10 protein-coding genes are annotated in these 13,063 nt (G+C 40.0%); 6 read left to right on the top strand and 4 right to left on the bottom strand.

Annotated elements, in window-relative coordinates; genetic code table 11:
* Nucleotides 1-87 precede the first annotated feature (87 nt).
* Both ACMZOO_RS08645 and ACMZOO_RS08640 read left to right on the top strand, forming a co-directional pair.
* The gene (locus ACMZOO_RS08645) at nt 88-822 is read left to right on the top strand and encodes a hypothetical protein (protein ID WP_440902976.1); all 735 of its coding nucleotides are present in this window, start codon (nt 88-90) and stop codon (nt 820-822) included.
* A gap of 43 nt (nt 823-865) precedes the next feature.
* Complete coding sequence (locus tag ACMZOO_RS08640) at nt 866-3,067, top strand: CHASE2 domain-containing protein (protein ID WP_440902975.1); 2,202 nt, start codon at nt 866-868, stop codon at nt 3,065-3,067.
* A gap of 483 nt (nt 3,068-3,550) precedes the next feature.
* Here ACMZOO_RS08640 and ACMZOO_RS08635 read toward each other — a convergent pair whose 3' ends face one another.
* A complete protein-coding gene (locus tag ACMZOO_RS08635) occupies nt 3,551-4,174 on the bottom strand; it encodes an OmpW family outer membrane protein (RefSeq protein WP_440902974.1) in 624 nt (207 codons plus the stop codon).
* Nucleotides 4,175-4,500: 326 nt separating this feature from the next.
* On the opposite strand from ACMZOO_RS08635, the gene trhP reads away from it, so the two are divergent.
* Both trhP and ACMZOO_RS08625 read left to right on the top strand, forming a co-directional pair.
* On the top strand, nt 4,501-5,895 hold the full coding sequence (gene trhP, locus ACMZOO_RS08630; protein WP_440906280.1) for a prephenate-dependent tRNA uridine(34) hydroxylase TrhP: 1,395 nt from the start codon (nt 4,501-4,503) through the stop codon (nt 5,893-5,895).
* Nucleotides 5,896-5,915: 20 nt separating this feature from the next.
* Nucleotides 5,916-6,167, top strand: coding sequence for a YfhL family 4Fe-4S dicluster ferredoxin (locus ACMZOO_RS08625; RefSeq protein ID WP_440906279.1), 252 nt, complete (start codon nt 5,916-5,918; stop codon nt 6,165-6,167).
* 35 nt (nt 6,168-6,202) lie between these two features.
* On the opposite strand, the gene ACMZOO_RS08620 is transcribed toward ACMZOO_RS08625, so the two are convergent.
* Nucleotides 6,203-7,720 (bottom strand): MFS transporter, encoded by a 1,518-nt coding sequence (locus tag ACMZOO_RS08620; RefSeq protein WP_440906278.1) that lies wholly within the window; start codon nt 7,718-7,720, stop codon nt 6,203-6,205.
* A gap of 219 nt (nt 7,721-7,939) precedes the next feature.
* Here ACMZOO_RS08620 and ACMZOO_RS08615 point away from each other — a divergent pair, with 219 nt between their 5' ends.
* Nucleotides 7,940-8,455, top strand: a complete 516-nt coding sequence (locus tag ACMZOO_RS08615; RefSeq protein ID WP_440906277.1) for a hypothetical protein — start codon at nt 7,940-7,942, stop codon at nt 8,453-8,455.
* Here ACMZOO_RS08615 and ACMZOO_RS08610 read toward each other — a convergent pair.
* The gene (locus tag ACMZOO_RS08610) at nt 8,452-9,345 is read right to left on the bottom strand and encodes a hypothetical protein (RefSeq protein ID WP_440906276.1); all 894 of its coding nucleotides are present in this window, start codon (nt 9,343-9,345) and stop codon (nt 8,452-8,454) included. The two genes, ACMZOO_RS08615 and ACMZOO_RS08610, sit on opposite strands and share 4 nt — an antisense overlap.
* Nucleotides 9,346-9,453: 108 nt before the next feature.
* Between ACMZOO_RS08610 and ACMZOO_RS08605 the strand changes: the two genes are divergently transcribed.
* The gene (locus tag ACMZOO_RS08605; protein ID WP_440906275.1) at nt 9,454-10,581 is read left to right on the top strand and encodes a response regulator; all 1,128 of its coding nucleotides are present in this window, start codon (nt 9,454-9,456) and stop codon (nt 10,579-10,581) included.
* Here ACMZOO_RS08605 and ACMZOO_RS08600 read toward each other — a convergent pair.
* Nucleotides 10,578-12,959 (bottom strand): DNA polymerase II, encoded by a 2,382-nt coding sequence (locus tag ACMZOO_RS08600; protein WP_440906274.1) that lies wholly within the window; start codon nt 12,957-12,959, stop codon nt 10,578-10,580. The two genes, ACMZOO_RS08605 and ACMZOO_RS08600, sit on opposite strands and share 4 nt — an antisense overlap.
* Nucleotides 12,960-13,063 lie beyond the last annotated feature (104 nt).

The following is a 13,063-nucleotide window of genomic DNA, read 5'->3' as shown; positions in this document are numbered from 1 at the left end:
AGTCTGCAGCCGCAGTGAGTTTGAAATACATTTTGCGTATATCTGGTCTAATCTAAAAATAACATCTGAGATTTACAAGGGGTAGGGATGGATTCATTCAATAAAACGTCGATGGTTAGACGTCAATTACTAAAAAAGTTAATTGCGGTCGCTGGTGTTGGCTCTTTATCCAACATGGCATTTTCTCAAATTGTTTATGCTTTGGGTAAAGTACCTAAACCTATGGGTGAAGGTGAGTCTATCTTTCGCTTAAAAGGAAAGGTGCGGGTAAATGGTGAACTCGCAAGCGAAAAAACCATAGTGCCCGCCAATGCTGTGATTGAAACCAGTGAAAATAGCGAATTGATATTTGTTGTCGGTAAAGATGCACATTTACTGCGCGAAAACAGTGAAGTGATATTATCGGCCGACGCTCAACAATTAGAAACTGGTGCTCAGTTGTTAAAAGGCAAATTGATGTCTGTGTTTGGTAAACGCGAAGGTGCCGAAAAACACACAACCACAACAACTACAGCAACAATTGGCATACGCGGCACTGCGGTTTATGCCGAATCAGAACTTGATAAAAGTTATGTCTGCACTTGTTACGGCAAAGTCGATTTAACCGCTAGTGAAGACGCAACTAGTTTTGAAGCGATCCGCACAACTCATCACGACTCACCACGGTTTGTCCTGGCCAATGGGGAAAAAGGTCAGCTGATTCAACCTGCGCCTATGCTCAATCATGGTGACGACGAGATTATGCTAATTAATGCAATATTGGGTTTACCAACCCCTTTTTCAGCGTTAAACGATTATTCGGATATTGATTTAAACTACTAATGTTAGACTTTAAATTTTAGCCCTCAACCTAAAGACCCTAGTTATGCGTAAATGGCTATTTTGGATTTGTATTTTAGCGAGTTTGTTTGGCCATTTAACCCATATTAGTGAATTTGCGTCATTACGTTTATTGTCAAAACTCGAACACGCTTTGTACGATTGGCAAATCACTCATCAAGCAGCTGATTTAGGCAAGCCGCAAGTGGTGATCGCTAATATTGATGAAAAAAGCATAGCCGAATTAGGCCAATGGCCGTGGCGGCGTGATGTATTGGCGCAGTTGCTCGATAGCTTGTTTAATCATTATCAAATTAACCTAATTGGTTTTGATAGCGTATTTGCTGAAAGTTCAGATACAACAGCAATTGAAGTATTGGATATTCTTAATCAAACCGAGTTACAGCAACAAGCGTTATTTCAACAAGCTTATCAAAGTTTTAAACCGCAACTGCAATTTGACCAAATGTTTTCTGAACAAATGGCTGAGCATAAAGTGGTCGCAGGTTTAGTATTTACCCAAAATAAACAAGCGAATAAAAACAATCTTCCTCTGCCTTTGGCGCAAACACAAAATTCTAGTTTGGTGGCTGCGCAGTCTTTTATCGCTAATTTGCCAATATTTCACCAAGCCGCTTCTGGCGCGGGTTTTTTTGATAATCCATTGTTAGATGAAGATGGTGTATTTAGGCGCGTGCCCTTACTGCAGCAATTTCAGGGGTATGTTTATCCATCGCTAGCTTTAGAAATGGCAAGAGTGGCCAAACAACAAAAGATAACCACCAACTTTGCACCCGTTATACAAGAGGATGGATTAGAAGTTAATCAGCTGACAAATATTCAGTTAAATGGATATGACATTCCGGTAGATAAACAAGCAGCTGTGTTAGTGCCATACACTGGTGGGGCATATCAATTTGCTTACTATTCGATTGTGGATATCCTGCGCCAGCAAATTCCAGTTGAGGAGCTAAAAGATAAGTTAGTGCTGATGGGCACAGATTCCGCTGGTTTATTAGATTTGCGAACCACGCCATTTGCTAAAACTGTTCCTGGTGTTGAGGTGCATGCATCGATTATTCATGGTTTATTAACTGAGCAAATTGTCGCGCCAATTCAACAGCTGTTGGTGATGCAGCTTAGTTTATTCTTGTTATTGTCTTTGTTGTTAATTTTGTTGTATCGCATTAATAACCCAAGCTGGCAGATTGTTTACGCCTTGTCTGTTTTAGTTGGTTTGTTTGTGGTCAGTTTTGTTTTGTGGTCGCAAAAAATCTATATGCCACTGGCTAGTCAAATCAGTTATTGGTTCTTAACTTCAGTTTTGTTAATAGCCTATAAGTTGATTATGGAACATAGACAAAAAGACTTTATTGTTCGTCGTTTTGGTCAATATGTGCCACCAAGTTTAGTCGCGGATATGGCGAAATCGCCTGATAAATATCAGCTACAGGGTCAACAAAAGCAGTTGACTGTATTGTTTACTGATATTCGTGATTTTACCCGTATTTCAGAGCAGTTATCGGCCAATGATTTATCTGATCTGATGAATCAATACTTAACTGTGATGACCCGTATTATTCATAAACACAATGGCACCATAGATAAATATATGGGGGATGCGATTATGGCATTTTGGGGTGCTCCGGTGGATAACCCTAATCATGCATTTGAAGCCGTTTCTGCTGCGGTGGAAATGCAGCAAGCCTTGGATAAAGTTAATAAAGATTTTGCCAGCAAAAATTGGCCACAACTACAAACTGGTATTGGTATTAATACGGGTTTGATGCATGTGGGCAATATGGGCTCTGAGTTTAGAATGGCCTATACAGTGATTGGTGATGAAGTTAATTTGGCATCACGTTTAGAGGGGCTTACTAAGCAGTATGGCTGCGAGATTTTACTTGGTGAACATACTTTTGAGCTGGTGGCGAGCAGCCCTTGGATGATCAGGGAAATTGATGCTGTGCGGGTTAAAGGCAAACAACAAGCTGTGGCTATTTATCAATTGTGTTTACCATCGAATAAAGGGGATTATGCAAAAGGGATTGTTTCTGAGTTTGGCGAGTTTTTATCTGCTTATCGGCAGCAAAATTGGTCTGAGGCAGTCGGGCATTTACGCAGTTTATTGGATAAACAATTGGTTTCAGATGCGCTGTATCAGTTATTTATGCAGCGCATAAGTGGTTACCAACAGTCACCGCCGCCGGATAATTGGGATGGGGTTTATACCTATCAAATTAAGTAAATATACCCAAAAGAGCGAGAGCATAACTTTCGCAAAACCGCTGTGAATTCGCGCACATAAGCCCATTTGAAGCATAATTTTCTAAAAACGCTTTTTTGAAATACATGCAAATCTTGAGTAGGCTATTCATCCATGAAGGTCAGGCCCTGTCGCCTTCCCTGGCTCCACCTCATCAAACTGCGAAGCTGCGCTTCGGTTTTGATTCGCCCTATCTTTTGAAGTTTTAGAAAATTAGCATTCAAACGGGCTCTTTCAGACATTTTGCTCTAAGTTATTGCTCTAGCTCTTTTTGACTCATGAGTTGCTGCTGGTTGTATAGCAGCGATACAGGTGTTTGATACAAGTATGCTCAAATGCTGATTGTCTAAAACTTCAAACGTCTGGGATGACGTTTGGGAGCGTCCAAGGATGGATTTACCGCGATTTTAGAAAATCATGCTTTGAGTATGCTTGGCTGCACATAATCAAACGCGCACAGAACCTTTAAAACTGATATTTCAAACCAAGCATAGCCACAGTCGGATTGATTTTAGTATCAACTGTTCCAACCGCAGTATGTACATCCGTTTCAATATTAATGTACCAAACAGCCGCATTGGCAGACCATTGATCATTCAATTTATAATCAAAACCCGCTTGCAACGCATAACCGAAAGAGTTGTCTACTTTAACTTCTGTGCCATCTAACGCACCAACACCTTCTTCTTCAAAAAACACTGTGTAGTTCAAGCCAGCGCCAACGTAAGGGCGGAATTCAGCAGATGCATCACCAAAATAATATTGTGCCAATAAAGTTGGTGGTAGGTGTGTTACTTCTGCTACTTGGCCTAAACCTGCAACAGATACATCATGAGTAAATGGTGTTGCTGCTAACAACTCAACAGCCCAATTGTCGGTAAGCATGTAGGTTAGGGTTAAACCTAATTGGGTATCACCTGCAATTGATAATTCAGCCGTGTCGGCTACAACATCGCTGCTTTCATTTGGTGCTACATTGGCAACACCTACACGTGCAAAAAAATCACCTGCTTGTCCTGCTAATGCAGGTGCAGTTAACCCTGCTGTTAATGTTGTAGATAACGCTGCTGCTAACAATAATTTGTTCATCTTGTTACTCCAAACTTTTTTAAAAATAAACTTATCTGCCAGCTAAATTAACAAGATGCGGAAGCGGAATATTGTTTTAAATCAATAAACTAATTCAGAAGAAATTGACTGCTTTAGCCTTGAACAATCGAACTGTTTTGTTGATAGGGATCAACAAGGCTAGTTAAGCTGTTTGATATAATCTGGCAAATCTAACGAAAGTTTTCCGCTTTATAAAAATCACCGAATGAAAAGTATCCGAGCAATGATTTAGAGCAAAACTTCAAACGTCTGGGATGACGTTTGCGAGCGTCCAAGGATGGATTTACAGCGATTTTGCGAAAATCATGCTTGGGTACTTTGGTGTGCGAGGATTTGCAGTGTCTACAGAATTACTTTTGCCATCAGGCAGCTTAAAACATCTTAACTATGCATTTGCTTATGGTGCAGATGCAGTTTACGCAGGCCAACCTAGGTACAGCTTACGTGTGCGTAACAACGAGTTTAATTTAGAAAAACTCCAGCAGGGCATTAATATCGCCCATCAAAACAACAAGCAGTTTTATGTGGTGAATAACATAGCGCCGCACAACGGCAAACTTAAAACCTTTTTAAAAGATGTTGAGCCTGTGGTGGCAATGAAGCCAGATGCGCTGATTATGTCAGATCCTGGTTTGATCATGCTGGTGCGCGAGCACTTCCCCGAGCAAGTTATTCATTTGTCAGTACAAGCAAATGCGGTCAATTGGGCAACAGTGAAGTTTTGGCAACAGCAAGGCATTAAGCGAGTGATTTTATCGCGTGAATTGTCGATTGATGAAATAGCTGAAATTCGTCAGCAATGCCCAGATATAGAAATTGAAGTCTTTGTCCATGGCGCTTTGTGTATGGCCTATTCTGGCCGTTGTTTATTGTCTGGTTACATGAATAAACGTGATCCTAACCAAGGTGCTTGTACCAATGCTTGCCGTTGGTCGTATCAAGCGCATGAAGCTAGCGAAGATGGTGTTGGTAATTTTGTTCCTAGTGAAGAAACGGAACAAACCACCACAGATAAAATCTTTTTATTAGAAGAAAAAGAAAAGCCCGGTCAACTGATGCCTGCGTTTGAAGATGAGCACGGCACTTACATCATGAACTCGAAAGATTTACGCGCGGTTGAGCATGTACAAAAGCTGGTGGAGATTGGGGTTGATTCGCTAAAAATAGAAGGCCGCACTAAGTCTTTTTATTATGTTGCTCGTACCGCTCAAGTGTACCGTCGAGCAATTGATATGGCGAAGTCAGGTGAAAAGTTCGATGCTAATTTATTCTTTGAATTAGATAAATTAAGCAATCGTGGCTACACCGAAGGTTTTTTGCGTCGACACACTCATGATAGTTATCAAAACTATCAAACCGGTAACTCAGTGAGTAGTTTGCAGCAGTTAGTGGGTGAAGTTATTGAACTAGATGCCAGCCAGCGCAAGCTCAAAATTGAAGTGAAAAACAAATTCAGCCAAGGTGATTCACTCGAATTAATGACACCACAAGGCAATGTGAATTTTGAACTCAAAGAGCTGAATGACAAAAACGGTTTGCCGATTATTAGTGCTTTAGGTTCGGGCCATCAAGTGTGGATCACTTTGCCTGATGATATTGATTTAATCTCAGCAGATTTTTCTGTATTGCTACGCAATTTGCCTGAAGGCGCGGATACTCGTGACCCGTATCAAACAGTAGAAACTAAACAAGTTCTTTAATTTTTTGAAAGGAGCAATGTATGGCACTTTTAATTGAAGACGACTGCATCAATTGTGATATGTGCGAGCCTGAATGTCCTAATCAAGCAATTTATATGGGTGCTGATATATACGAAATAGACACAGAAAAATGCACTGAATGTGTTGGTCATTACGACGAGCCGCAGTGCACTAACGTATGCCCGATAGACTGCATAAGCAAAGATCCAAATAAAGTTGAAAGTGAAGATGAGTTGTTGGCAAAGTTTGTGTTGCTGACTAGCCTCTGCTGATATTAGCCAAATTAGAGTTGGATTGAGCGTTAAGCTCAATCCTCATTTGGCAATTTAACCAACAACACGGTAAAGCCAGCAATAAACCAACTAATGCCACCTATTGCAAAACCATATATTGGTTTTGCGTCCAACAACTCGGTAATAATAAAACCAAGCACGGCTGCAGCGAGTATTTGCGGTAATACAATAAAGAAATTGAATATACCCATATACACACCTAATTTATGCGATGGCAAAACGTTAGATAACATACTATAGGGTAGTGACAAGATAGATGCCCAGGCAAAACCAACACCTACGGTTGATAATAATAGCCAAGCTGGATCTTCAACTACGAGGAAAGATAAAAAGCCCAGTGCACCAATCCATAAGTTGATCATATGGCCAAGTTTTACGCCAACTTTAGCTACTATAATTGGAATTATGATCGCGGCAATCGCAGCATAACCATTGTAAGCTGCGGATAATACCCCCCACCAATCAGCGCCTTCAGCAAAAGCGGCTGAGGTTGGGTCGCCACTACCAAAATGATGTTCGGCAACCGCTGCCGTGCCATAAATCCACATTGCAAACAGCGCAAACCAAGAAAAGAACTGTACTACTGCGAGTTGGCGCATGGCTTCGGGCATGGCGAATAAATCTTCGACTACTTCAACAAAACCATTTTCGGTGCAATTTTTCGATTTTAATAAAGCGACAGCCCATTGCACACAGGCAAAAACGATACAACCACCAGATAAAATATATAGCTGTTTATCAAGGGCGAAGCCGACAAAAAATGCCGTGAGGATTAAACCAGCAAGAAACCATAATACGCCATGCGCAACAAATTTATTAATAGATCTATCAGTTACAACATGGTGATCTTCAGCTAAGCCGCGCTGCATTTTTTCAAATTTTTCGAACTCAGCCATTTCTTCTGGGCTGTATTCTTTAGTGGTAAAGACGGTCCAAGCGACCGCTAAGAAAAAGCTAATACCACCAACGTAAAATGCGTATTTAACACTATCAGGTATTTCGCCTGGTGGCGCTGTATTCGCCACATCAAACCAATTGGTCATAATCCATGGCAGCATTGAAGCTGAAACGGCACCTACACCAATAAAAAAGGTTTGCATCGCGTAGCCTTTCGGCCGTTGTTTTTGTGGCATCATGTCGCCAACAAATGCTCTAAAAGGTTCCATAGAAACATTAATGGAAGCATCCATAATCCACAGCATACTGGCGGCGAACCATAATGTTGGTGAATTAGGCATAATTATCAGTGCGGCGGAAGCAAGCAAAGCGCCCCATAAAAAATAAGGTCTACGACGCCCGAGTTTGCCCCAGGTTTTATCACTCATATGGCCAATTATTGGTTGAATGACTAAACCAGTTATTGGTGCTGCAAGCCAGAGGATTGGAAGGTTATTGTAATCTGCACCTAGGGTTTGAAATATTCGACTGGTATTAGCGTTTTGCAAGGCAAACCCAATTTGGATGCCTAAAAAGCCAAAACACATATTCCAGATTTGCCAAAAGTTTAAATACGGCTTTTCTCGCAAAGTCATAGGTAAGCTGCCACTAGTTGTTATTGTTTGGAATAGTATTGAGTATGGATCAGCTTGTTCATTCTGCAAAAAATAGCGCTATGAATTCGAATGCAATAACTCGAACTATATTTCTTGTTTATTTATGTAATACACAAATGTAATTGATAAAAGATTTTATTGTCTAACATTCATTGCTAGTTTGATTGGGTTGGAATATTTAATCAAACAGAGGCAATAATGTTTAAAAGTTTAGTTTTATCTATGTCCTTGCTCAGTGCATTTAGTGTTATGTCAGCAGGCAAACAGGTTGGTTCTAGCTTAAATCTTAAAGAGGATATAGCAGTAACTGATATACCTGCTGAGGTGATGCAGGTTATTTTGCAAGCTCGACCAGGATTTTCTTTGCTGCAAGCTGAAAAGGAATTTAAGCATGGCCATGTATATATAGACGTAGAGGGATTAGATACAAACGGCAATGAAATTGAATTTGACATGCTGAAGCAAAACGGCAAATGGCAAATAGTGGAGATCCAAAGAGATTTAGTGCTGGCTCAATGCCCTGCTGAAGTGGTGCAAGCTTTAACTAATGTTCATCCACAAATTAACCCTAAGAGAATAATCGAAAGTGAACAAACCTCAGGTGAAGTCATTTACGAATTTTATACTGTCGACCAAGCGGGCAAAGAAGCTAAGTTCGAAGTTAAATATGCCAATGGCCAAGCTGAATTACTTGAATCAGAGTGGCAACATTAAAATTTATAAGTATAACTTAACGACACTTCGTTTTTTTGGTACGAAGTGTTTGAGTTATCTGCGTGAACCCAAGAGCGTTTAAATTTGCCTGACAGTTTGTGGGCGTTTTGTTGGTATTGAGCTGTTAGTTGCCCTGCATAATATCGGCCGTCGTAATTGTAGCTGTACCAATGGCCACATAAATTTTGATTTATGTCGTAGTCGTACCATTGGTAATTATAATCTCCTTGGTAATCTGCTGCTGAAACTTCTTCTCCGTCTTTACAATAAGAAGTTGATTTACTGCCAATTAACTCGCCAACTGCATAATTAAAACGCCCATGTAGTTGCCAATTATTGGTTAATTGGTACTCCAATTGTGCAAATGTTTGGCTGATATTTTGCTCAAATACCTGATTTTTTGCGTCTTGGTAAGTATGCGATAAACCGGCTCTAATTTGAGTTAAATCGGTTACTCGTTTGTTCCAGACAAAGGTTAAATCAACTTTATTAGCATCGCGTGCGTAACTCTCACTGTTTATTTTGCTCAGATTAATACTGGCTATGTAATATGGCGCTAGGTAAGAGAAGTTATTTTGCCAGCCATACCATAAACCCAAATCAACTTGGGTATTGTCCAACATCGAATATGTTTGCTGCTGATTACGGCTGACAGCCGCGGATAAATTGAGTTTTTTTCCTTGAGCTAACTGCCATGCATAGCTGGTATTGGCAGTCAGACTATGCTGTTGATCGTCAAACTGCTCCGATTGTTTATAGGCATTCATTACATTGTTTTTGTGCTTGTACTGGTAGCTTATTTTACTTTTAAAGCTTCCGGCAAATACAGGCTGAGCGGCAAGCGCAATAAATACAAAACTAGCAAGGTAAGTGAATGTTTTAACGGGCATTTATGCATCCAGCATTCAAAGAAATTTCACTTAGTATAGCTTTATAAGGATAAAATAAAAATCTGTTCTAAACTTTAGTTAGGGTCAGTAGTAGAGGTTGGTTGTGTTTTGTCAAAACAATATAAGATCATTTGTGTAGATGACGATGATATCAATTTAACAATATTAGAAAGCTTGTTAGCTGAATTTTACCCAGTTCGGTTATTTAATAGTGCGCAAAGCCTGTTAGATACAGTCGACCTAACCCAAGATAATTTCGCTGACTTGATTATTTTAGATGTACAAATGCCGGGCATGGATGGCTATCAATTATGCAGCGAAATTCGCAAAGTTTGTCCGGATATTCCAATATTGTTTTTGTCAGGTTATACCGAATTAGCTGATAGGTTAAAAGGCTTTGAAGCAGGTGGTGATGATTATTTACATAAACCTTTTGATCCTGAAGAAATCTTGTACAAAATCACCACAAATTTAGAACGAATTGATAAGCTCAACTCAATGCAGTCTGAGCTTAAAAGTACCCAAGACATAGCTTTTACCTCAATGGTAAATGCCGGTGAATTGGGGCAAGTTATTCAATTTATTCAGTCGACATATCAAGCTAAATCGTATCGTGAGCTTGCGGGCATGTTGGCTCGATGTTTAGAGTCTTACGACTTGTCTGCTGTGTTTTGCTTTCGTTATCAACAACAACAGGAGTTTTTTGCCACTCACGAAAAAATTCCGACTAACTTAGAAAAAGACTTAACCAGTAAACAAGGTATAAAAAGTAAACTGGTAACTATAGGTTTGCGTTGTATCGCTTCAACAGAACATCTAACAATTTTGATCAAAAACTTGCCTGCAGATGAAGACAAACAAGGCAGACTGCGCGATCACCTAGCTATGATTCTCGACAGTTGTGACCATTGCATTAAGTATTTAACCGCACAGCAAATTCAGCAACAAAGTTATCAGCAAGTGCTGGCGAGTATTGGCGAAAAAGCGCAGCAAATTCTCACTAAAATTGATCATGTTTCAGCACAAACCCGTGAAGCTGGACGCAGTAATGTTGATGAGTTAAAAAATGAGTTAACCTCTTTAGAGATTAAATTGGATTTGGATGAAGCGTCTATCAGTGAAATTCATAGTTTGGCTGATAGCTTAGAAGAGGGTTTAGCGATTTTTGACAACGGCATGCAAGAAATCGACTATTTAGTTAATTCTTTATTTGTTGATATGAATAAAGTGGATTAAAACAAACTCAATTGTTGTGAACTTATTTTGTCAAAACTCAAACCTACAAAGGGCAAAATGCCATCGGCGATAGGTTTAATCTGTTTTTCGATATAGTGTTGGTAGTCAATGGGGTTAAATTGATATTCAACCGGTTGTGGCCCTGCTGTGGTTAATACATATCGGATCCAGCCTTTATTTTGATACTGCAGGCTTTTACCGCGTTTTTGGTTTTCTTCATCAGCTAAACGCGCGGCACGCACTTGTGGTGGGATGTTCTTTTGATAGTCAGCTAAATTTCTGCGTAAACGTTTGCGATAGACCAACTGGCTATCACGCTCGCCAGCTAGAGTTTGTTGAACAAAAGTTTGCACATATTCGCTTGGCTCTTTTTCGGTAAACACCAGTAGATACAGCTGTTGTTGGAATTCACGGGCTAAATCTGTCCAATCGCTGCGCACGGTTTCTAATCCTTTAAAAACCAGCTTAGGTTCTGTGGTATCTGCTTGTGCAATCACACCTGCGTAACGTTTTTTACTGCCAGCTTCAGAGCCGCGAATGGTTGGCATTAAAAAACGACTAAATAGGGTTTCAAATTCTATTTCCAGATGGCTGTCTAGTTGATAGGTTTGGCTTATCCATTGCTGCCATTTTTGATTAATTAGTTCTTGCAGCTGCAGGCCAACTTCACGCGCTTGTTCGCTATCCTTTATATGCTCTAACCAGACAAATGTTGAGTCGGTATCACCATAAATAACCGAATAACCTTGCTCCTCAATCCATTTGGCGGTTTGTTGCATTATTTGATGGCCGCGCATGGTAATTGAGCTAGCCAAGCGGGTGTCGTAAAAACGACAGCCACCAGAACCTAGCACACCATAAAATGAGTTCATCAGTATTTTAATTGCTTGTGAGCGTGCTTGATCTTTTTGTTGTTTGGCTTGGTCTCTCTGTGCCCACAGCTGGGTAATTATGTCAGGTAAAAAATGTTTATCGCGCGAAAACATTGCCCCTTTAAATCCTTCAATGGCTGTGTCGGGGTGCGCCAAGCCTTCAATTAACCCAAGTGGATCTATTTTAAAAGTGCGGATAATGGATGGATATAGGCTTTTAAAATCGAGTACTAACACGTTGGAATACAAGCCAGGTTTGGAGTCCATTACGTATCCACCTGGGCTGGCTAAGCCACCGCCCATTGGCAAATTAGGTGCGACATAACCTGCTTTGTGTAGTTTGGGCAAATAGACATTAGTGAATGCAGCGACTGAACCGCCCACTCGGTCCAAATCAAGTCCGGTCAGTTGGCTGCGCAACATTAAAAAGTCGATGAGTTTGGTATGGGCAAATATTTCACTAACCAGTTTGGTGTCTTGCAAATTGTATTTTGCTAGCGCGATTTTATTATGCTCAAAATCATAGTTGATTTGCGCCATGCGGTTGTCAACATCATGGGTTAGTTTGCCTTTACCTAAAAGTTTTTGTGCAACATATTCAAGGCTAAAACTTTCATATTGATAGGTGGCGGTTTTTAAAGCATCTATACCATCAATCACCATACGGCCAGCAATAGTTACATAACCCTGGTTTTTTTCAGTTGGATGATTGCGCCAGCGCATCTCTGAATGATTGCGGCCAAAGGTGAGTTTGATGCGGTATTTTTCCGCACGTTTGAGCAGCAACCTAAAATCAAAGTTTATTACGTTCCAACCAATTATGATGTCAGGGTCGAGCAAATTAATTTGTTTTATCAGTTGTTGTAATAATTCAGCTTCGTTTGCTACCCAAATGATGTCGATCTCAGTTGTGTCGTTTGTTTGTGGGCCAACCATAATCACTAGCTCAACAGGTGGCATGTGCAAAGCTACAGAGTAAAGCTCACCGTATTCACTACATTCAATATCTAGTGAACAGCAACTGAGTTTGATGTCTATTTGTTCGCTGGCACTGAGCGGGATATCTTTGTACAGCTGCTTATGCTGCAAACCGCTTGCTGCAATATTTACCGCACCTTTTAGGTTACGTGGCATTAAATATCTATCGTGCAACCTAATATCATCTTCAAAACAAACAATGTTGTTTTTAGTTAATATACGACTGGCTTTTTGCCCTGCAGCTAGGTTGTTAAATTGCAACAAGCAAACAGGCTGGCGTTGAAAGTTTTTATGTTCAAGCTGTTTATATTCAACGGCTATTTTTTGCGTATTGAGTAGCTGTTTAACTTGTTCAAGTGACTCTTGCTCAATAAAAAATAAATTTTTTTGCTCTGTGTAGTGAATGCAAACAACATTTGTTTTGGTTTTGAGCCAAAGTTCAATAATGCCCTGTCCCTGCCTATCAAAGCTGGTTTTGCTCAATATATAAGCTTGGGTAAAATTATTGGTTGTTTGTTTTTTGAACATCTTTGTTTGGCAAGTCTTTGTTAATTAATGAACATTTTTTGATTTATTTGTAGTCTATTTGTTGATTTATTGTACTTGTGTACTAAGCTCATTTATTGATCAGT

The organism is Catenovulum sp. SX2 (assembly GCF_052056295.1).
Classification (GTDB): Bacteria; Pseudomonadota; Gammaproteobacteria; order Enterobacterales; family Alteromonadaceae; genus Catenovulum.
The sequence above is the reverse complement of the archived record's forward strand: the minus strand, read 5'-3'. Positions and strand labels throughout refer to the sequence as shown.

Coding starts and splice junctions, on each gene's coding strand:
- trhP (WP_440906280.1), top strand. CDS start 4,501: ATGCTTGGGTACTTTGGTGTGCGAGGATTTGCAGTGTCTACAGAATTA.
- ACMZOO_RS08645 (WP_440902976.1), top strand. CDS start 88: ATGGATTCATTCAATAAAACGTCGATGGTTAGACGTCAATTACTAAAA.
- ACMZOO_RS08635 (WP_440902974.1), bottom strand. CDS start 4,174: ATGAACAAATTATTGTTAGCAGCAGCGTTATCTACAACATTAACAGCA.
- ACMZOO_RS08620 (WP_440906278.1), bottom strand. CDS start 7,720: ATGACTTTGCGAGAAAAGCCGTATTTAAACTTTTGGCAAATCTGGAAT.
- ACMZOO_RS08615 (WP_440906277.1), top strand. CDS start 7,940: ATGTTTAAAAGTTTAGTTTTATCTATGTCCTTGCTCAGTGCATTTAGT.
- ACMZOO_RS08625 (WP_440906279.1), top strand. CDS start 5,916: ATGGCACTTTTAATTGAAGACGACTGCATCAATTGTGATATGTGCGAG.
- ACMZOO_RS08600 (WP_440906274.1), bottom strand. CDS start 12,959: ATGTTCAAAAAACAAACAACCAATAATTTTACCCAAGCTTATATATTG.
- ACMZOO_RS08640 (WP_440902975.1), top strand. CDS start 866: ATGCGTAAATGGCTATTTTGGATTTGTATTTTAGCGAGTTTGTTTGGC.
- ACMZOO_RS08610 (WP_440906276.1), bottom strand. CDS start 9,345: ATGCCCGTTAAAACATTCACTTACCTTGCTAGTTTTGTATTTATTGCG.